17 protein-coding genes and 2 tRNA genes are annotated in these 21,211 nt (G+C 44.0%); 13 read left to right on the top strand and 6 right to left on the bottom strand.

Features of this window, described 5'->3' with window-relative positions; all coding sequences use genetic code 11:
• Window positions 1-6: 6 nt before the first annotated feature.
• Complete coding sequence (locus tag PGW97_RS07505) at window positions 7-468, top strand: hypothetical protein (RefSeq protein WP_273859525.1); 462 nt, start codon at window positions 7-9, stop codon at window positions 466-468.
• Between the two features lie 262 nt (window positions 469-730).
• Here PGW97_RS07505 and PGW97_RS07510 read toward each other — a convergent pair whose 3' ends face one another.
• Window positions 731-1,345, bottom strand: coding sequence for a 3'-5' exonuclease (locus tag PGW97_RS07510; protein ID WP_273859526.1), 615 nt, complete (start codon window positions 1,343-1,345; stop codon window positions 731-733).
• 519 nt (window positions 1,346-1,864) lie between these two features.
• Here PGW97_RS07510 and PGW97_RS07515 point away from each other — a divergent pair.
• Window positions 1,865-3,322 (top strand): DUF3360 domain-containing protein, encoded by a 1,458-nt coding sequence (locus tag PGW97_RS07515; RefSeq protein WP_047886647.1) that lies wholly within the window; start codon window positions 1,865-1,867, stop codon window positions 3,320-3,322.
• Between the two features lie 399 nt (window positions 3,323-3,721).
• Here the strand turns inward: PGW97_RS07515 and PGW97_RS07520 are convergent, their stop codons facing one another.
• Window positions 3,722-4,894, bottom strand: coding sequence for a calcium:proton antiporter (locus PGW97_RS07520; protein ID WP_273859527.1), 1,173 nt, complete (start codon window positions 4,892-4,894; stop codon window positions 3,722-3,724).
• 962 nt (window positions 4,895-5,856) lie between these two features.
• Here PGW97_RS07520 and PGW97_RS07525 point away from each other — a divergent pair.
• The 5 genes from PGW97_RS07525 (at window position 5,857) to PGW97_RS07545 (ending at window position 9,484) form a co-directional block, all read left to right on the top strand.
• On the top strand, window positions 5,857-6,453 hold the full coding sequence (locus tag PGW97_RS07525) for a DJ-1/PfpI family protein (RefSeq protein ID WP_273859528.1): 597 nt from the start codon (window positions 5,857-5,859) through the stop codon (window positions 6,451-6,453).
• Window positions 6,454-6,614: 161 nt separating this feature from the next.
• Window positions 6,615-6,920 carry an NIPSNAP family protein gene (locus tag PGW97_RS07530; RefSeq protein ID WP_273859529.1) on the top strand — a complete coding sequence of 102 codons (306 nt, stop codon included), beginning with the start codon at window positions 6,615-6,617 and terminating at the stop codon, window positions 6,918-6,920.
• Between the two features lie 414 nt (window positions 6,921-7,334).
• Window positions 7,335-7,874 carry a hypothetical protein gene (locus tag PGW97_RS07535; RefSeq protein ID WP_217391233.1) on the top strand — a complete coding sequence of 180 codons (540 nt, stop codon included), beginning with the start codon at window positions 7,335-7,337 and terminating at the stop codon, window positions 7,872-7,874.
• A gap of 160 nt (window positions 7,875-8,034) precedes the next feature.
• Window positions 8,035-8,616: an NAD(P)H-dependent oxidoreductase gene (locus PGW97_RS07540; protein WP_273859530.1), complete on the top strand. Its 582-nt coding sequence runs from the start codon at window positions 8,035-8,037 to the stop codon at window positions 8,614-8,616.
• 400 nt (window positions 8,617-9,016) lie between these two features.
• The gene (locus PGW97_RS07545; RefSeq protein ID WP_273859531.1) at window positions 9,017-9,484 is read left to right on the top strand and encodes a hypothetical protein; all 468 of its coding nucleotides are present in this window, start codon (window positions 9,017-9,019) and stop codon (window positions 9,482-9,484) included.
• A 182-nt stretch (window positions 9,485-9,666) separates the two neighbouring features.
• Here the strand turns inward: PGW97_RS07545 and PGW97_RS07550 are convergent, their stop codons facing one another.
• Window positions 9,667-11,193: a diguanylate cyclase gene (locus PGW97_RS07550; RefSeq protein ID WP_273859532.1), complete on the bottom strand. Its 1,527-nt coding sequence runs from the start codon at window positions 11,191-11,193 to the stop codon at window positions 9,667-9,669.
• 340 nt (window positions 11,194-11,533) lie between these two features.
• Between PGW97_RS07550 and PGW97_RS07555 the strand changes: the two genes are divergently transcribed.
• Together PGW97_RS07555 and PGW97_RS07560 are read left to right on the top strand one after the other, a co-directional pair.
• Entirely contained in the window at window positions 11,534-13,129 is a 1,596-nt protein-coding gene (locus tag PGW97_RS07555; protein ID WP_047886656.1) for an arylsulfatase, read from the top strand.
• 140 nt (window positions 13,130-13,269) lie between these two features.
• A complete protein-coding gene (locus PGW97_RS07560; protein ID WP_443147122.1) occupies window positions 13,270-14,535 on the top strand; it encodes an anaerobic sulfatase maturase in 1,266 nt (421 codons plus the stop codon).
• A 96-nt stretch (window positions 14,536-14,631) separates the two neighbouring features.
• On the opposite strand, the gene PGW97_RS07565 is transcribed toward PGW97_RS07560, so the two are convergent.
• The 3 genes from PGW97_RS07565 to PGW97_RS07575 form a co-directional block, all read right to left on the bottom strand.
• Window positions 14,632-14,718, bottom strand: a tRNA-Leu gene (locus PGW97_RS07565).
• A 32-nt stretch (window positions 14,719-14,750) separates the two neighbouring features.
• A tRNA-Gly gene (locus PGW97_RS07570) sits at window positions 14,751-14,824 on the bottom strand.
• A 314-nt stretch (window positions 14,825-15,138) separates the two neighbouring features.
• On the bottom strand, window positions 15,139-15,750 hold the full coding sequence (locus PGW97_RS07575; RefSeq protein ID WP_273859534.1) for a LysE family translocator: 612 nt from the start codon (window positions 15,748-15,750) through the stop codon (window positions 15,139-15,141).
• A gap of 101 nt (window positions 15,751-15,851) precedes the next feature.
• Here PGW97_RS07575 and PGW97_RS07580 point away from each other — a divergent pair, with 101 nt between their 5' ends.
• The 4 genes from PGW97_RS07580 to PGW97_RS07595 all read left to right on the top strand — a co-directional run bounded on the left by PGW97_RS07580 (window position 15,852) and on the right by PGW97_RS07595 (window position 21,201).
• Entirely contained in the window at window positions 15,852-16,748 is an 897-nt protein-coding gene (locus PGW97_RS07580) for a LysR family transcriptional regulator (RefSeq protein ID WP_273859535.1), read from the top strand.
• A 54-nt stretch (window positions 16,749-16,802) separates the two neighbouring features.
• Window positions 16,803-17,303 carry a GNAT family N-acetyltransferase gene (locus tag PGW97_RS07585; RefSeq protein ID WP_273859536.1) on the top strand — a complete coding sequence of 167 codons (501 nt, stop codon included), beginning with the start codon at window positions 16,803-16,805 and terminating at the stop codon, window positions 17,301-17,303.
• Window positions 17,304-17,886: 583 nt separating this feature from the next.
• Complete coding sequence (locus PGW97_RS07590; RefSeq protein WP_273859537.1) at window positions 17,887-19,785, top strand: hypothetical protein; 1,899 nt, start codon at window positions 17,887-17,889, stop codon at window positions 19,783-19,785.
• Window positions 19,786-19,920: 135 nt separating this feature from the next.
• Complete coding sequence (locus PGW97_RS07595) at window positions 19,921-21,201, top strand: SGNH/GDSL hydrolase family protein (RefSeq protein ID WP_273859538.1); 1,281 nt, start codon at window positions 19,921-19,923, stop codon at window positions 21,199-21,201.
• Window positions 21,202-21,211 lie beyond the last annotated feature (10 nt).

The following is a 21,211-nucleotide window of genomic DNA, read 5'->3' on the forward strand; positions in this document are numbered from 1 at the left end:
TTATTTATGATCAAGCTATTTGACACATGGCATGTGGTTGTACATGCGCTTATCCCTGTATGTGTTTTTACAATCTTCTTTACTGCTTTATTCAAAGAATGGAAGATAAGAAAGCAAGTCATAATTCTATTGTTTTGTGTCATGTTGGTCAGCTTTTTTTCATTACTGTTTCTTAAACGTATGATTAGAAATGAACTGTCAGAGCAGTTGAGTGAATACAGTTTTATCGTAGGCACAACTCTTGAGTTTGATGAAAAAAGATTGATCAGTGCATTAAAAAATCAGATATACATTTCTACCAATAAAACTCGACCAGTAGATAGAACCACATTGCGTATTGTTATTAATTCTGGAGAGCTTGAGCTGTGGATATCGCGAGACTCTGATAACCCAAATATATATTGGATATATCATCCGAAGTATTTATATAGCCGTAGCAATGAGATCGGTAAGATTCAGGTTAGATGATCTAGATAGCTAGATCATCAACTCCCTTGATTTCAGGTGTAAGGGTACTCTAATTCCTCTGATGTTACATATGTAGAGCAAGAGGTCTAACTCAAAATTGTCCAATAATGCTTTTGAATTGGTCAAGATTGTTATGATTTAGAAATACGCGACATTGATGGAAAACTTTGTCGCTGATATTTTGAAATTCACTTAAACGTCGAAGACTCTAAAATCAAATACTTTTCAAAGTTTTATCAAGAAGTACTTGAGTAAGAGTGAGTTAAGCACGACTTTTAGCGAGTAGCAGATTCACTTTCCCTTTTGCTGTTTTACTAACGGTTTTCATAAACTGAAAGCTAGGCTTGGCGATACCTAATTGCTCTAATTCATCTACCATTAGAAGCCAGAGTTTGGCTGTCATTTGTGCATCGGCTAATGCTCTGTGAAAAACACCATCGTTGTCGATGTTTTTGTAGCGAACGAGCTCACCAAGTTTGTGTGACGGTGCACCTTGAATCAGTCGTCTTGCCACCAGTAAGGAGCAAGCGAATTCTCCTGAATAACCACGGTTGATTCTCTCAAGCTCTGCGTCTAGAAATCGTTTATCGAACGAAGCGTTATGAGCTATAAGGTTCTCATCGAGAATGAACTCACTAAACGATGCCATTACCTCGTCGCAGCTTGGTGCTGTACGTAACATGTTATTGGTGATACCAGTATAACTTTCAATGAATGAGCTCACTCTGAAGCCAGGATTCATTAGTTGCTGAAAAGTATCGACAACCTCACCATTGACTAATTTAACCGCACCGATTTCAATTGCGCGGTCACCCAAATTAGGAGAAAGGCCAGTGGTTTCAAAGTCAAGTACTACCACGGAATTTGCTTGAGGCATGAAGTTTTCCAACTAAACAATAATGTGCAAGAGTATCATCGAAAACGATAGGAAAAGAAAGGCGATGAGGCTCTGATCTGCACCCTCATACTTGACACTGAGTTAAGCGACTTTTCCATACCTGAGGTTATGTGATAATTGTTAATTCAGCAATGTGTCTGGCACGATTTGAGCAGACATCATCTTGATCTGCCATGTCTAACTGACTTTTGCCCCGAAATCATTTAGAGATATGAAATCTATTTAATTCCATTCATACGTATTTGCATTAGTAAAATTACTCCCCAAAGTTCAATACGCCCAATACAATGTTAAATTTATGTTTAATAAGTGAGAGTTTTGTTGCTCTTTGACTAATGTCTAATATTCCTACCGGTGGAAACACATGCTTAATAAGCTCAAATCAATAAAGGTGCTCGATAGCACTTAGGATGTCGTCTCGTATTGGTCGAGGGTCTGTATACCAAGCGAAACTCCAATTGACATAGTTCAACTTCGAAACATAAAAAGGATAACTCAATGTCTGACACAGGTAAGACTTTTTACAGGGATGTGCGCAAAAAACCGCATGAATTTGAAAACCGAGAAGATTTTCTAAACCATGATTTAACCGTCATGAGCTTTCGTCGCTGGGGGATTCATCTGCCATCACGTGATTACAGTATTGAAATCGAAGACTGGGTACCTGCATTAGCAGCAACCATTGGTAAAGTGGTGATGGTAACAGCCATGGTTTCCGCCTTTGCTGTTCAGTTCGGTTTATCTCCGGAGTTCGTTGCAGAAAACGTGCGTTACGAACTGCTTATCGCGGGCGCTCTGTTTGTTATCCTGTTTTCTGCCATCCTAAACCCGAACGCAAACTTAGCCGGTACCCATGGCCCAATGATACCGCTGATTCCTCTGATTGCTGCAGCAGGGGGACATCCTCTGGCTCTCGGTTTGATGGTATGTGCTTTTGGTTTAATTCTCGCTTTGACTAAAGGTGGTTCTAAACTCATGACCCTGACTGGCGTTGGGGTTCGAGGTGGGTTGCTGATATACCTCGGCGCAGTGGGGTTGATCGGACAGATTAATAAGACTGAAGCGTGGGCTGCAAGTACGGATCAAGGGTACATTTCGTTTGTGGTCATTGGTCTAACGGTTATGGTGTATGCCTACTTAGCCAAGATCAACAAACGTTGGTTGGCCATCCCACTGTGTTCTGCACTAGCGGGGATTGTCGCTTATGTGATGGGCGCCGAGTTTGCTTTTACCACTAAGCCGGGCCTGCCTAATTTCAGTCCATTCTACTGGTGGGGTGAAAATACCGGTTGGCAACTAGGCTGGCCAACCCTAGAGCACTTTATTGCCGTTACTCCATTTGCTCTGCTAGCCGTCGCGATGTGGTCTCCTGACTACCTCGGGCATCGTGTTTTTCAAGAACTTAACTACCCAAAAGAAGCAAAAGGCGTATTAATGGATGTCGACGACACGATGGTCGGAGCATCTGTTCGTCAGGGTGTTGGCTCACTATTAGGTGGCGGTAACCTAGCTTCTTCTTGGGGGACGTACATGATTCCAGCCGCAATTGCCAAACGTCCTATTCCTGGTGGCGCGCTGTTAACTGGCTTAATGTGTATTGCCGCGGCAGTAATTGGTTATCCAATGGATCTCGCGATGTGGGAGCCTGTTTTACGCGTTGCGCTGATTGTTGGTGTGTTCTTACCACTTCTTGAAGCGGGTATGCAGATGATCCATAAGCATAAAGATTCACTTAGTGCAGGTATCTGTATTTTTGCCTGTGCATTCGTTAACCCAGTCTTTGGTTGGGCAATCACTATGCTGCTGGATAACCTCGGACTTATCGGCGACCATGAGCGCGCCAACGAGCTATCGAGCAAAGATAAATACCTGATTCCTGGTATTGCCTTTATCATTTGTGCTGGCTCCCTTGCTGTCGTTGGCCAGCTTCCGGGTATTCCTGCTCTGATCGGTTAATACAATCTCGCTCTAAAGGCATAGGTGGTCACCACCTATGCCATCTCCCATCCCGGCTCTAATCTTGTTCTAAGCTCATCGGATATCAGATAAGGCTATTTGTTCATTTCTTTAGTGCTGAGTTAAACCTCGGTTTTGGGATAGGTGAGATTAGAAATATCTCCGGCAACTTCAACACGGTAATCAGTATTGATATATTACCATTTGCAAGAGATGAATATGCAGTTTTGACGGTGAGTTCAGAGTTCTTAGCTGCTAGAACACCGACAAAGAAGATCCCGTTAATTCCATAAATTCTACGAATGGCCCACACCAGTGCAAGCCACCCATGTTTTATTCACACTATATTATTCTAGGATTCAGCTTGATGAATCCTAGAAATTGAATAGTTCGTCTTGTTCAAGGATTTAAGATCAACAATAAGTAAGCAAAAAACATAACCAAATGAACTGCACCTTGCATGATATTTGTGCGCGTACTACTAAACGTCATGAGGCAAACTGTAAGTGTTAAAAGCAACAGTACCATAGGCGCGATTTCTAGCCCTAAAATTAACGATTGTCCTGTCATTAGGCTTACAGCAAGCACTGCAGGCAGTGTTAACCCTATTGTTGATAATGCAGAACCAAGTAACAGGTTTACAGAACGCTGAAGTTTATTCGCCCTAGCAGACGACAGTGCGGCCATACTTTCCGGGATTAACACGATAAACGCAATTAAGATACCTCCGAGTGCAACTGGAGCCCCGATTTCGACGATTCCGTAATCAACGACTTTTGCAATGCGTTTCGAAAGCAAAACAATGGGTAGTAAGGTCAGAAGAAGGAAAATGGCATGATACGACGTCGAACGCAGCGTTCCGTGATGATGAGCGTCGTCGGGTGCGGCTTCATGATCGTCCGTTCTTTCTTTTCGGGGTTGCTCAAAATATGACTTGTGTCGATTGGTTTGTATTCTTAAAAAAATGACGTAGAGGGAGAGCGTTGTAAATGCGAAAAAAGCCGCTTGATAAGGGCTGAAAGTGGCGGTGTCTGTTGAAGTAGTGAAGGTAGGTAGAACTAGTGCAAATACAGCAAGTGGCAGCAATACACCCAGAAAAGTCCTTGCTCCGGGTAAGCTGTATTCTTGCTCTCCGTGAATATATCCTCCAATCAGTAGGGAAGCTCCTGTCAAGCCGCCTAGTACGATCATGAGTATTGCCATCATGGTATCCCTTGCCATGGTTGGGGCAGCTTCACCTGTTAGCATGACAGCTGAAATTAAGGCGACTTCAATACCGACAACAGATAATGTCAGAATGATAGTGCCCAAGGGCTCACCTAACTTTATTGCCAATGCTTCGGCATGGCGAACAACACCGAATGCAGCCCATAGGGTAACACCTAATAACCATAAACCCAGCAGTGCACAAATAAAGGGATTAGCGGTACCTGGTTTTACCGCTTTGTCCAATACGCCATCCATGCCAAACTGAAATACAAGAAAGGTGAGTACTATTGATAAAAAAGGTGCTTCTTCTTTTAGATACTGAATGGGTGAATGGTTAGTTTTACTGCTCATCATCATTTGCATGCTGTTTGTCCATTTGTGCAAAAATATCTGCTGTAGTGAGTCATTAAATGAAACATAATATTCATGTTCGAAAACCTAGAATAAAACTCAAATGTTTCATAAAACAAGGCGAACAAGAAAATTTTTTTAGTATTGCTATATGCAGCATATTTTGTCCTAAGTTTTGAAATAACATATAAATTACTTATTAGATGATAAAACATATTGCAATAAAGAAGGATGAATTACGACTCACCACTATTGTCATTTGTTTTGAAAAAACATTGCTAATATTCGGAATTACTCCAAGCGAAAATTCGAAATGGTTGTGAATCTAATCTAGGTCAAGATGGTTGGGAAAAACGGGGATCGGCATGCTCTCAGGATAGCATTAATCATTTGGGGTACTGCCATGACAATATACTAACTGTACGATTTTCCAGTTACAGACAGGATATATAAAAGATCACTGTGTACCTATTGAGTTGGTAGTTATGTATGCCGCGTATATCGCGATAGCCCAAATAAAAGCCTTCTCAGGCATATCAGCAGGCTGGTCAGGCCATATTTGTGTTTACTGGGCGAAGGGCGAACGAATGAGTGGGGTTGGTATCTCAGTTATTCAATGAAACTGAATACGCTGATTATCGCTTTGGACAAAATCATGTAATTATGGGTTTTAATATTATGTGTTGTCATGCATATTGTGGGTGCTAGTCATGATTGTCAGATGTTGTGGATACACTGTACTGTCATTCGGTAACTTGTGTTCTAGCCGGAGGCAATGACGCCATCCAAGGGCGGTAGCGTGTGGCCTTTGAGCATTACACTCAAAAGGTAGTACAGGCATAGCAAAGTAGTTAAGCGTCATTCCCACTGTTTGGCATTAACTGGCCAAATGTGGATTTTGTATTTACGGGCTGGTTCAGGAGTGATAGTGGCGCTGTACATCTTAATGTGGATTCAGGAAAAGGAAGATCAATATGAACATCGCGGTGCTTACTTTTGATGGCTTCAATGAGTTGGATTCGTTTGTTGCATTCGGCATTTTAAATCGAATGAAAGAGTTTGGTTGGAACGTACAAATTACAAGTCCCACTGAGTTTGTTACGTCAATGAATGGTGTGACCATTCGCGCTCAACAGCTATTAGAATTTACCCATACTGCCGACGCGGTGTTGTTTGGTAGCGGTGTGTTTACACGGGATATAGCGCAAGATAGTCAATTGTTATCGCAGTTCAACCTCAATCCGCAAAAGCAGATAATCGGTGGGCAATGTTCTGGAACGTTACTGATGTCAATGTTGGGTTTACTAGACCAACTTCCAGCGTGTACAGATTTGACAACAAAACCTTGGGTTATCGAGGCGGGTGTCAAAGTATTAGAGCAGCCTTTCTATGCAAAAGGTAACCTGGCAACAGCAGGTGGCTGTTTATCCTCGCAGTATTTAGCAACATGGGTATTGTGTAAGCTTGCGGGGAGGTCACACGCCGAAGCTGCAATTCACTATGTGGCGCCAGTAGGCGAAAAAGAAAGTACAGTTCAACATTGTATGTCTGTTGTCGGGACATATCTGTAGAAATGACCTGATAACGCGTTCAGAAGCGATGGGTACTCATTGCTTTTTTTGTCTGCTTTGGGTTAAGTATTGAAACGTACAGAGGCTTTTTTAGAGCAAGCTTTCGTAGCGTGGGTCATACGCTGGCAGAGCATCTGAAATTTCGAAAAGGAGTACATTAAATGGTTACGTGTTACCTGAGATATATCATTGATCCTGCGAAGATCAGTGAGTTTGAAGAATACGCAAAAATGTGGATACCGCTTGTCGCCAAATTTGGTGGTCAGCATCATGGTTATTTTCTTCCATCTGAAGGTGCTAACAACGTCGCTCTTGCTCTGTTTACTTTTCCGAGCCTTGCGGAGTATGAGTCATATCGGAACGATTCTTTTAAAGATAATGAATGCATAGCCGCTATTAAGTTTGCTGAAAAAACAAATTGTATAGTCAGCTATGAGCGCAGTTTTTTCAGGCCTGTGTTTGACTAACTAAGCAAGTGAAGCGTTTAATAGCTATTTGGCACATGTGTAATTTTGGATTTTAGTACTGTCCTGAAATGTTTTACTTATGTGCCATTTAATCTTTTTTAGTTTTTATGAAATCATATAATTATATTTCTATTAATAAATAAAAACTACAGACGTGATTTTTAATGAAGTGGTAATGCCTTTGTAATAAAGGTTGTTTTTATCAGTAAGAAATTCAACTTAATATTCTGTCTTATTTGTTTGATTTTTTAAAAACTGTGCTAGATTGAAACAGGCTAACTATTTTCTTTGTTGCCGAGTATTACCATGACAGTATCTAAGGGATGTAGTTGATTTAAGAACATGCTTAAGATTAACTGATGTCATCTTTTCACTGTTTTTCTTTCATTCGATTATTTGTTACAAGGGATTAAAATGAATAAAACAGGATTTGCATTACTCTTCGTATCATTCAGCATTTGTGCTGAACCAGTATACGTTACCGTAGAAGGAACCGTAACTAGAGTTAACGACAATACTACCTCAAAAGAAATTAGCCATGTACTCGTAGGAGATTTCGTTACCTATACCGTCCTTATTGATGATAACGTTAACGGATTTTGGCTTAGCTCTGGAGAACTGAAAAGTCAAAAAGATAGTTTTGGAAGCCAGAATTCTTATTCAGACTTCATGTTTGCAGATTATCTTTGTGGGAATGCAATTAATGATGGTTATTTTAACTATGAGTATTTTACATCTGAATCGACTAAATCATATTCATCTGAGAGGTTCAATATCAGTGTTGGTAAACGGATAGATATTAGATTTAATGAGTTATTTGATAATTTGTATATTGGTTTGGAAGGTACTGCAAAAAACAGCTACAAGCTTGAAGGGAGTAAGGATAGTATTTCTTTTATCGAGTCTACGATAAATATAGTCGATATATCCATTGCCAACCCATGTGCTGGTTAAGTTTATAACACTGATGGCGTCTATGATAAATGTTGTATAGCCTCATCAGACGCCATGTGGATTTTTTCTTTTTGATTATAGAATGTATAAAATGTCTGGTTGTTGATAGTAACCATTAATATATAAATAGTGTCTTTGTTAAAAGTTAAAGGGAAAATAAATGAAATGTTTGATGGTAGTATCACACCCAATAAAGGAAAGTTTATGTCACTATTTAGCAAAACATACGATTGAACACCTACAGTCAAAAGGTTATGAGATTACTTTACTTGATCTGTATGAAAATAGCTTTTCTCCAGCCTTAACTCAGCAAGAGAGGCTGAGTTATTATCAAAGTGATTTTGATGATACTTTACTTGCTGAGGAAATTGCGCAGTTGAAGCAAGCAGAATCACTAGTATTGGTGTTTCCCACGTGGTGGTTTGGTTTCCCGGCTATTTTGAAAGGGGGGTTTGATCGTGTGTGGGCTCCGGGGCATGCCTACAATCATGCTTCAGATTTGGGCGCGATTACACCTTGTTTAGACAACCTTCAAGAAGTAAAGGTGATAACAACACTGGGTTCCCCCTGGTGGGTGGACAAGTTTGTACTTTGGCAGCCTGTGAAAAGGGTACTGAAAGTGGCTCTATTAGGCGCATGTGCAAAGCGATGTAAGTTTGAAATGTTGTCGTTTTATAAGAGTGAAAATGCGTCACAAGCTCGAGTTGATGCCTTCGTAAGAAAAATAAAAGCTCAGTTTTAGTTGAAACTCATAAATGACTCGATACCTCTTTCTCATCTTTTATCATTATGGTTAGATTCCAAATTTTCTGACATGAAGTGATAAGCCATTCACACATAGTGGTATTAGAATTACTTCATGAATGAACATATGGAATGTGATGAAAATCAGAAAATGCATTTATAGATAATGTCGAGAGTAGACTTTCTTTCAATACCTACTAAGTTCACTGAGGTTTTCTGGTTTTAATATTTACAGTGACAATATATCTAGCCTGCTGTGAAATGAAAAGTGTAGATAATGGTAATTTAGGTCATTGTCAGAATGGATAAATTTTTTAATATACCTTAAGGGTATGTTTTGGTATGTCCAGTTGATATTTTTCTGAAAGTAATTATGAAGTTAATAATAAGGATGTTTTATGGCTAAGCCGAATATGGAAGATATTTCGCGTTTTCATCGTTATTTTGCGATAGAGAGTAACAACGAATTCTGGTCACTTTCAGAGGGTGATTTGAGTAATGAAGACAAGCAAAGGCTTTTAACCGCTTCGTTTACTTCACTCTTTCATTGGTCAGAAATAGGGACGGAAGAGAACAAACATTTGGCTTATTTGGCCGTTGCAAGAGCACTTTGTGTAAATGGTTCTTCGTTGAGTGTTCAATATGCAGAAAAAGCGTTTGAATATTTTGATGGTCAAGGGGCTGATTGGGTTCAGGCCTTCACGAATGCCGTATTAAGTCATGCCTGCCATATTGTTGGAGAAGACGCTAAAGCTCACGACTTTTATGAGAGAGCAGTGGGTTTTCAAGTTAACCTGTCGGAAGGTGACCGAAGCGTATTTGACGCTACCTTCAAGACTATTCCTAAACCGCAGCACGCCTTTTAATTATTTGGCTCGCAGCAGCAGAGATATTTACTGATATATCCTATCAATAGGAATGGATTGTACTGGTAAACACTGTGGCTGGTACAATCTCATTTTCTCTGAGGTGAGGGTTAATAGCCTTAGTCAGTTTGACTGGTACGTGCTGGGCTAGAACGAACCTTCCGTTGAACTCTGTTAATGGATCACTGTGGCGTCTGGTTGTCAGCTTGGTCTGCTGAACGGTGCCAGCAGTTTCGGCCCATGTGTTTACTTTGGTACAGCGCGGCATCAGCATGTTGAAAGAGAGTCGTTGGCTCGTCGGGCCCCATTGCCGCCCCTATGCTCAATGTAATCGGATATTCTGTCTCGCGCCATTGCTGGTGGCTGGCACAGTGCTGTATTTTGTTTAGGGTTGATTCAAGGTGTTCAACGTCAGCAGGAACAATACATGCGAATTCGTCGCCGCCGATCCGGTAGGTGTGATCTTCTCCGACGACTGACGCGATGAGTTCGGCAATGCGGCAAAGCACGGTGTCGCCAAACTGATGCCCCAAACTGTCATTGATATGCTTGAAATGATCGATGTCGATCAGGATCAGAGCATAAGATTGATTAGTCGTTAATAGCACCTTTTTATCTTGATCAAAGGCGCGCCGGTTTAAAACGCGGGTTAATGGATCTCGTCGTAATGTCTGATACTGACTTTGGTGTTTTTTATTCAGGGCTTTGAGGCTTTTTTCGACAAACCAGGAAGAAAACGGTAAGGCAACGGAGTGTGGCTGAGCCGCTTTTCCTAATCGGCGGACTTCTTTTTCAACCAGTCTGAGTTCCTGATAAAAAATCTTCAGTAAGAACAGTATGCCCAGAAAAGTGATGAGTGTGATGGCTGTTACGGGTAAGACCTGAATAACCAGTTCATTCATAAAAGCCTGCCTGAAACGGTGGGCAGGAATGTATAACCCGATTTCCCAGGGAAGGTAGGGTAATGAATACAGTATAAGTGCCCCCTGCGTTAACCCACTGAGCGCGACAGAATTATCATTAGGGATAATATGCTCAATCTTTAACAGCGATTCATTGATGACAGAGATCATCTCGTTATTTTCTTTTGAGCGCATGAAGATCGCGACGTCTAACCCGCCGGATACTCTTTCCATGACACAGTGGATGGAATCCAACGACATGTCCACCAACAATACGCCAAGTGTGCGTCCATCGGCCGACAGAATGGTTTGTCCCAGGCTGATGACCGGTTTATCGCTGCCAAATTCCGGGTAGGGGCCAATCCATGACGGTTTGTCAGTCGGCTGTTCTATCAATGCGTACCAGGGACGGGTAACCGGGTCGAAGTCGTCAGGTCTCTTCCACTCTGGGTAGCTGTCAATGTTCCCGGTCTGTGCGTTATAGAAGTAAATATAATGATCAGCCTCCATCTTGATTTTATGCACAATTGGCCAGGTGTGATTAATGGCAGACTGGCCGTTCTCTATGTCTGTTTTGTCCAGTAATGCTGAGAGGGAAGTCAGTTGACGTTCACTTTTGACGACAAGTTCCAACAGGTAAATGTTTTTAATGACATTGAGCATGTCGTGGTAGGTGTTCATTCGTAAATGAATGTAGTTGTGATAATGGCCAACGGAAAGAAGCAGGGTCAGGCAGAAGATAAGAATACCCATAAGCAAAGACAGCTTGGTCAGAAGGTAATAGGAGGAATATCTTAACGTCCGCATTGTAGTAACCCGGGGAAGTAACCTGGCCATGTTTTGCATCATGCTAGCGGAATGCGTCTCTGCTTCTATTGATTATTGTCATTATTATTTTGAGTGGTTGATTCAATAAAATAAGGCTGTTAATTACCTCACATTTCTAGACTGCTGATGCAAGTACTTCGACCGCCTTTTTAGGAGGATTACGGGTCATTGTCGCTGTACGGCTTACTGATTGAGCCCTGAATTCTTGAATCTGGTTCTGATTTTTCTTTCCAACCATGCCATGTCTTCTACCCCTTTGTGATTGGCGTCTATGCTTGAGTATGTCATTTGGCATTTACTTATCTATAAGGATGAGCACATGGAGAAGACCATAAGTACCACGCGGCTAACTTCTTTAGCTTCTGTTATTGGTATCTTGCTGCCGGGGAGTGTGTTGGCGCAGCAGGATAAACCAAATATTGTTGTTATCTTTGGTGATGATATTGGCTGGCAGAATGTGAGTGCCTATGGTCAGGGGACGATGGGTTATACCACCCCGAATATTGACCGGATTGCCAATGAGGGTCTCAAGTTTACCGATCATTATGCGCAGCCGAGTTCAACGGCTGGCCGTGCTGCATTTATAACGGGTCAGTATCCGATACGTTCAGGTATGACAACGGTGGCGATGCCCGGCGGATCGTTGGGGCTCAAGAAAGAGTCTCCAACGTTGGCTGAAGTCTTGAAAGAGGCGGGATATGCCACTGGTCAGTTCGGTAAAAACCATCTGGGTGACCACAATTTTGCCTTACCGACGGTGCATGGTTTCGATGAGTTCTTCGGCAATCTTTATCACCTCAACACCCAGGAAGAGCATGAGCAACGCGATTACCAGAATTTCGCGAAAGCCTATTCCGGCTCTATAGAAGAGTACAGTAAGAAATTCGGAACCCGCGGCGTACTGCATTGCTTTGCAACAGAGGCTGAAGATGCCACGGAAGATCCGCGTTTTGGAGTGGTTGGTAAGCAGAAGTGTACCGATACCGGCCCCCTGGGCAATGAACGGATGAAAGACTTCGACCGCGCCGAAATGATCCCGGCGGCCCTGACGTTCATTGATAAGGCCATTGAAGCCGATAAGCCATTCTTCACCTGGATTAACACCAGCCGAATGCACCTATATACCCGCCTCAATGATAAATGGCGTTATGCCGCAGAAAATTTCACCAGTGAGTATGATTTCTACGGCAGCGGCATGCTTCAGCATGATGATGATATTGGCTTTATTTTGGATGAGCTGAAAAAACGGGGGCTGGCAGAAAACACGATTGTCATTTACACCACCGATAACGGACCCGAGCATTCATCCTGGCCTCATGGTGGGACTACGCCATTCCGGGGCGAAAAAATGACGACTTATGAAGGTGGTGTCCGGGTGCCGATGATGGTTCGTTGGCCGAAAGTCTTACCGGCCGGAAAAACGCTAAACGGTATTCAGGGGCATCAGGACTTGTTTACCACCCTAGCTTCTGCTGCCGGTGTTAAGGATGTCGGCAAGAAAATGATGGATGAGAAAAAACAATATATTGATGGTGTTGATAACCTGACTTACTGGCAGGGTACCAGCGACAAATCCGCCCGCACGTCTATCTTTTATTACTTTGAAAGTCAGCTATCGGCAGTCCGGGTTGGCCCTTGGAAATTCCACTTTGCGACTGCAGAACACTACTATGACAACCTCGTTAGTCAGGCCAAGCCTAAGGTCTATAACCTGAGAGCGGACCCGTTCGAGAGTTATGATTCTATCGATGCCTATGGCCACCTGACTCAGAAAGTGTCGTGGCTGTTGGCACCAATCAGTGAAATGGTTCAGCAACACGTTGAGTCACTGGTGAAATACCCGCCGGTACAGGGTGGCTCAACATTTGATATGGCGAAAACCATTGAAGATGCGATGAAAAAGACACAGCAGTAGCATGATGCTGAACGCAGAGTCCAAGCACTAACTTGTGGTTTTTTGTGAATGGTTTGTGATTGGGCTCTGCGTATTGAGTAGCGATTTGTCACAGGACGTGTAATGTTATGCGACGTATGCAAACCAGCGATACGACCCGAATGTCTCTTGTGCCACTGAAAACGGCAGAGAAGGACCCATCAGGACAAGCACGCTATGCCCGCCAGTTTCATGTAATGGCGAAACCGGGTGGAGCTAAGTGCAACATCGATTGCCAGTACTGTTTCTATCTCCATAAAGAGGGGTTATTGCATCAGCCTCGACAACCTCGCATGGATGATGAAACCCTCGAACACTTTATCCAGAGTTATATAAACAGTCATGATGGCAATGAAATCGTGTTTTCCTGGCAGGGAGGCGAGCCAACGCTGTTAGGTATTGACTACTTTCGCAACGTTGTCGCGCTGCAGAAAAAATATCAGCCAAAAGGTGTAACAATTCATAATGACTTGCAGACAAACGGAATTGCGCTGAACGATGCCTGGTGTCAGTTCCTCAAAGAACATCATTTTCTGGTTGGATTATCCATTGATGGCCCCAGAGAGATTCACGATAAATACCGCGTAACAAAAAGCGGCAAACCGACGTTTGATGCTGTTATGCGTGCCGTTGAGTGCCTGAGAAAACATGATGTGCCATTTAATGCTTTGACTGTTGTGAATCGGCACAACGCGAAGTTTCCGCTTGAAGTTTATCGGTTCCTGACAAAAGATCTGGGAGCCACCTACATTCAGTTTACGCCTTGTGTTGAAGCCAATGCATTTAAAACAACAGCGCCACAATTCTGGAATGCATCGATGTTGCCAGTGGTTGGGTCAGAACTGAGTAAACCGGGTCACCCAATGTCTGTGGTTACCGATTGGTCTGTTGACCCGGATGACTGGGGCAACTTTCTAAAAGTGGTGTTTGAAGAGTGGGTGAATCATGATCTGGGCCGGGTACTGGTCAATCTGTTTGAAACTGCCGTGGCCCAAACCATGGGGTATCCCTCTCAGTTGTGTGTAACTTCAGAGTTTTGTGGTAAAGCGCTCGCGATTGAACATGATGGTAGTGTCTATTCGTGCGATCACTTTGTCTATCCGGAATACAAGCTGGGTAACATTCGAGATCACAAGCTCAATCACATAGTGTTTTCTGTTCGTCAGGAAGCGTTTGGCATGTCAAAACGGGATAGTTTGCCTGACTACTGTTTATCGTGCGATCACTTGAATTTGTGTTGGGGAGAGTGCCCGAAAAACAGGTTGATCAAAACGCCAGAAGGCGAAATTGGGCTCAACTACCTTTGCTCTGGGTTGAAAGCGTTTTATGAGTATGCGTCACCCATTTTGGTGGGTATTGCAACCATGATTCAGCAGCAGAAACGCTAGAAAGTGAAAGCTGCACGGATGCATCTTAAAAATATTTAGGAACGCAACAGAGAATGTCAGCTTTGAAAAGTGCTATCTGAAAGGTATCTCAAGGTTTGGTGCGGAGGGAGGGACTTGAACCCTCACGTCCTTGCGGACACTAGCACCTGAAGCTAGCGCGTCTACCAATTCCGCCACCACCGCATACAACCTTAAGTGATGAGTCAGTGAACATCTGGAGCGGACAACGGGAATCGAACCCGTGTCATCAGCTTGGGAAGCTGAGGTAATACCATTATACGATGTCCGCATAACGTTCTGCCTGACTACGGGATTGATACTAGTGCTGAATGGTCTGTCTCAGCAATGAGATAAAAATCAATTTGATACATTTGTCACACTTTTACCGTAAATAGAGCCTGGCTCGTTTGTTTTTTATTCATTATCAATGGCTTGTGTGGCGAAATCTTATCCAGTCTGTCCAGCGACAACCTCACCGAGTTTGTTCGATGCCTTATGGCAAAACTATCCACACAATGGCAAGAGAATGCACAAAATGGCAAGGCACGGTTGTGGTGTCGCTGGACAGCGCTGTTTTTAGCCTGAGTGTTTGTCAGATTTTAGTTAGCCAAGCAATCCTAATGATGCCCCAAACGCAATTAATCCGGCGCTGCACAGTTTATTGATATGCTCTTTGGCTGACAGCAGCAATGACTGGCAGGCATCAGAGGTCAGTAACATGGCTACAGCTGAAAACCAAAGACCGTGCAGTGCAATCATATACAAACCATAAAACATCGGGATGGTTTGGCTGGTGGTGTCAATCATCATGACCTGGCTGAAGACACTGAGAAAAAACAACATCGTTTTAGGGTTCAGCGCATTGCAGAGCAGCCCTTGCCGGAAATAATAAAAGCCGGATTGTTCCTCAGTTTTTCTGCGCTCAATGTGTAGCGTTTGACCCTTTGACAGCAGTCCTTTGACTCCAAGATAAATCAGGTAGCCAGCACCCAGGTATCGCAGCGCAGCAAACAGTGTCGGGTTTTGTGAGATAAAGTAACTTAACCCGAGCATGGAATAGCTGATGTGAAGGGTGATTGCTACACTGATTCCCAGCGCTGTCCATACACCGGCTTTACGTCCGGCATTGAGACTGGTTTGTAAAACCAGAACAAAGTCTGCTCCTGGACTGATCACAATTAAAATTCCCAGCAATGCCAGACCCCAAATATCCATGTTGCTCTCCGTATATATGTTTAGGTTGAGGGTGATTGTAGCCAATGTCAGGGCTGACTATAATCGAAGAGATTTCGGATGATGTGTGAGAAAAATTCACAGTGAGACACTTGAAAGCGTTCTATATTTTTCATCAGGCTGCGCTGTCGAGCAGTTTTACGGAAGCGGCAGAGAAGTTGAATCTGACTCACGGAGCGGTCAGTAAACAAATCAAAGTGCTGGAAGGTTATCTGGGGCTTACGCTGTTCGCACGTCAGGGCAGACATGTGGTGCTGACAGAAGCCGGTAAAACCCTGTCTGAATATACGGGGCAGGCATTCTCTACGTTGGAAGCAGGGGTTGAAGCCGTGGTTGGCTTGAATCAGCAGAGCCTGGATATTTCCTGTGAGCCTACGTTAACGATGCGGTGGCTGATGCCAAGGCTATCTGATTTTTATACTGAACACCCCGGAACTGACATTCGGTTGTCAACGGCGGGAGGCGCGGTAACGTTAGGTCCGTCCGGTATTGCGATGGCCATACGTCGGGATGACTTTCCGGTCGTGTTTGATTATCAGAAACGTCACCTGACGGAAGAGTGGGTGGGGCCGGTATTTGCGCCCAGATACTGGGATGAAATGAAAGAGAAGATCGAACAGGTGAAATTATTGCACACCCAAACACGGCCTGAAGCCTGGTCGGAATGGATAAGTCGTACCGGGTACGCAGGATTTGCAAATAACAGCCAGCAAACATTCGCGCATTTTTATTTTTCGCTTCAGGCGGCGGTTGACGGTCTTGGGGCCGCAATGGGGCCTTACCCGCTTGTGGCGGATGATCTTCGGCGGGGAAATTTAATTGCCCCGTTTGGTTTTAACCCATCGGGATATAATTATATTTTATTGCGACAGGATACGGCGCCGACTGAACTTGAAAATACTTTCATCCATTGGCTGGATGAAAAATTCAGTGATTGTATTCCGACACCAGAAGAGCGCGCTAAGATTGCGAATATCTAGTTTTAATAAAACGGATAACGTCACATAAATAAATTTCCATCGGAAGGAGAGTCTATGACATTACAGGCAGGGATGATATTACCGGTCATCGACACCGAAAGGTTAATATTAAGAGCCATACAGAATGAAGACCGAGAGGCATTATATTCAATTTACAGCGATAAGGCGGTGATGGAGTTTGCGGCTGACCCGGTTTTTACCGATATTTCTACAGTCGATAAAATGCTGCAAAGTGTCGAAAATTTACACCGAAAAGGGGTATCTTTTGAATGGTGCGTATCACTCAAAGGGTCAGGCATGGTTATTGGAACATGCGGGATTCATTCGTTTAGTACCTGCCGGACGGAAGCTGAAATCGGCTGCCTGTTGCATTCTGATTACTGGCGTCAGGGATACATGTCAGAAGCGGTGACGGCATTGTTGTTACTGGCATCTCGTTATGGCATCAAGCAAGCAATTGCAGATATTGATGACGGCAATGTGCGATCCAGACAATTTTTTATCAGGCTGGGATTCGAATATCGTTCTGGTACGCACTTTGTGTTATCGCTATGAAGGTTGTGGTTGTGATTTAGCTATTAAGTGACTCATTCTTTTGCAATTCAGTCATCCGTGGCTATAAAACGGATGGCTCATAAAACAGATAGCTCTTGAAAGCAGATAGCAAATGGCTAACTTTATGGGCATCTCTTCCTTTTTCATTCACCTAATTACCCATTGTCCTTTTTGAATGACTCACTTTTTCCTGTAACGGATACTGATATATCGACAGTGTAATCGACTACATGATTTACTGTGATGAGTCATAAATTCGACCAAAAATCTGATGATTAGTGATAAATCAGACCCAAAGTGACGGTAATAAATCATCCCTTCAATGCATGGTTGGCATTTTTTCGCTTGCATGTTGAAAAGCTGTCTAATTTTTACAGCAGTCACTCAAATGTGAATATTGCCCGTAGTTGTATATTCCGGCGGAGCATAAAATCCGCCCACATTCTGCTTACGAATGTGAATAACAATAACCTTGGAAATAACTATGGTCATACACAACACGCTATTCAGGGCTATTCGAAGCGCTACGCTCCGCGGCCGTGACAAACCTTTTTATCATCCCCCTCATCACTCGGCTCGTTACTTGAGTGGTCAAAAAACGGCATTTGGCTTGGCACTGATAGGGGGCTTTTTTGCTGGTCCCGCCTTGGCTGTAACTCCGTCTACCGACGCTATTCCGGAAACCTCTTATTCTGTCTCTGTTTCACCGGAAGTAGCATTAGCGAACAAGGGTTTACCAGACCCCGTGGCAGACGCGTTTCAAAGTTCGACGGCGTACTACCGTCAGGAATGCCATCTGTTTGGCAACGAAACGATGATTCCCGCGGATTGTGACTATCTGGCTCTGAACCTCGGTCACCTGGATGAGGCAGAGCGCAAACACTTTACGATGGGCCTGCTCGGTATCGGGGTTGATACCCGTTATTTACTGATCACCCGTCCGGGTGAGATTCGCAAACGTGAAATATATCTACTGGATGACCTGGATATCGATTATCTGGTCGAGCAACTGGAACATGATCTGGGGCAATCTGCTGAGCAGAACCCATCTCGTCGTGTCAAACGTGCGCTGGCAGAAGAAAATGGCAATGTCATGGAATTTGTCCTTCATCGCCGTTTTACGGTGGAGCGTGAGGGCGATGGTAACGCAACACTGAAATATAAAGTGCGCTATTACAGTAAGTCGCCCTTTTATTCTCGCTCTGGTGATAAAGATAAATATGTGGAAGTAGTACTGGCCGAAGGGTCAGGCATTGATATGGGACTGGAAAATGACTGGTCCAGTATTTATTACCGCTGGAACCATAACAGCAGCACCAGTTATGTGTATAACGAATATCTCGATGCGGTAAATGTAGATATTCTTGTCCATGATGCAGAAAAACTGAAATCAGGACAGATTTATTTTAATGATTTATATCCGCGTATGCAGGATCAGGTTGATTCAAAAATAGAAAAAGAAACCAGCACCAGTATTAAATTAGGTTTAGGTTTTTCGGCAAAGATACCGCTTAAAGACATTGAATACACGTTTCGCGATAAATACACCATTACCAACAAGAAAGAGTTTTCTCTGGTCACCGATACAAAATCGGACGGTTACAGTATTCGTTACGTCAATAACCGTTATGGCTCAGCAGTACCGGCAGAACAGGGGTTCTGTGATTTAGGAACCGCTGATGGCTGGTGCTGGGACTATGACGATAAATACGGTGAACCGTGGGACTTTGACAAGCTGAAGCAGAATAACCCTCTGGCAGTGAGTGGGATGCGACCTGATTTTGTTGCCAAAGTCGCAGCGAAACCAGAGGTGGAAGGAACATCAGATATCAGCGTGAAAACCACGGTGCAGGGGCTGGCGTTGTTTGGTCACAACCGCTGGATTATTGGTCGTCGCTATGCCTCCGGCAGTCAGTTATGGAAAGAGAAAACCTCGTTTGATCCAGATTGGCAGGAAAACCGAGACTTTGAAAAACTGGCTTACCACGATGAGTTTACGCTCAGTGTTGACTGGAACAGTCCGTGGTTCCTGGGGGCTGATGCCGTCACGATCAAATCGACGTATCTGAGCCAGGACAGTGCGCAGTGCCTGACTGTGGGAGAAGACAAACAGCTCTCGTTCACATCTTGTGTGGAAGGTGCCACATCGCAGTCGTTCGTTTATGACCAGGAGCAACGTTACCGCAGCGTTAAGTTTCTGGATTACTGTCTCGACAGTGCAGGTGGTCAGCTGACCCTGAGCAATCAGTGTCATGCTGATTACGCGCCGAACAGCCAGGTTTGGTACTGGCAAGAGCCTAACAGCTTTGCCAATGACGTTCTGTATACCGTCAATCATGACCGTACGATCAACGCCATTGATGCCAGTGCAGGCGCTTCGGATGCAAAACCGGCCATTGTGACGCTGGACGATACCGCCGAGAAACCCGTTGGGGTTCTGTATACCAGTCGGTTTACAGATTTCAGCACCGTTCGACCATAAACGTGTATGACCATTGACAGTCTGCCAGCTTTCTATGTGGTCAGGCTGTCACGTTGCCAGGCTAGATGTTGGCAAGATATCTATTCACGGAAAACAAGAATGTCACGTAAAATAAAAATGTCACGTAAAATAAGAATGAAAAAAACAGCTTTATCCATCGCTTTAATGTTACCCGCAACTCTGTTGTCCGCCGCTGAGTGGCCAGTTGGTAACGCCATAATGGCCACTGAAATGCCGGTACGTGCCGAGCAAATTACCGCCGCTCAAATCAGCCTGGTGCAGAATGACAATACCTACACCTATGTACGTTGCTGGTATCGTCCGCATTACAACCATGATGATTCTGCCACACAGTGGGAGTGGGCGAAAAATCCGGACGGCAGCTATTACACTGTGCCGGGATATTGGTACTCTTCCGTGTCGTTGATGAATATGTTCTTCACGGACACACCGCAGCAAACCATCAAAGATCGCTGTGAAGAGACCATTGGGGTTGAGCATGACACCAGGGATCTGACATTCTTTGCTTCAGATATGCGTTATTCCTATAACCACACATTCTGGACAAACGATAAGCCGAACCAGCCAGAGAAAATCAATAAAGTGATCAGTCTGGGTGACAGCATTTCGGATACGGGGAATTTCTTCAACGCGTCACAATGGACATTCCCGAACAGCAATACCTGGTTTCTGGGCCATTTTTCAAACGGTTTTGTCTGGACGGAATACCTGGCAGAAAAAATGGGCTTGCCAATGTATAACTGGGCCGTCGGCGGAGCCGCTGGCGACACTCAGTATTTACTGTTGTCCGGGATTCATGATCAGGTTGAATCTTATCTGACCTACATGAAGATGGCGAAGAATTACCGACCGGAAAACTCGCTGTTTACGATGGAGTTCGGATTAAATGACTTCGTGAATTATAACCGCTCCGTTGAAGACGTTAGTCGTGATTTCACCAAGGCGATGGATCGCTTGACCAGCAATGGCGCGCAGCACATTGTCATTCTGAGCTTGCCGGATGCGTCGAAAGCACCGCAGTTTAAATATGCGGATCCTGCCGAAGCGCAGAAAGTGAAACAGAAAATCGACGCGTACAACACCTTCCTGAAAGCCGAGGTGATGAAGTATCAGATGGCAGGGGTCAATGTGGCACTGTTTGACACGCACCGTCTGTTTGAAGATCTGACCGCGAACCCGCAGCAGTTTGGTTTCCGTAATGCCACGGATTCGTGTCTGGATATTAACCGCAACTCCGCGAAAGACTACCTGATGAGTCATTCACTGAGGAATGACTGCGCGACCTACGGTTCTGACAGCTATGTGTTCTGGGGCGTGACACATCCGACGACCAGTACACACCGGTTAATTGCTGAGAAAGTTGCGGACGCGGTATTGGATCGGTTCCACTACTGATTGCGGTTTC

The sequence above is a fragment of the Photobacterium sp. GSS17 genome, from assembly GCF_028621875.1.
GTDB lineage: Bacteria > Pseudomonadota > Gammaproteobacteria > Enterobacterales > Vibrionaceae > Photobacterium > Photobacterium ganghwense.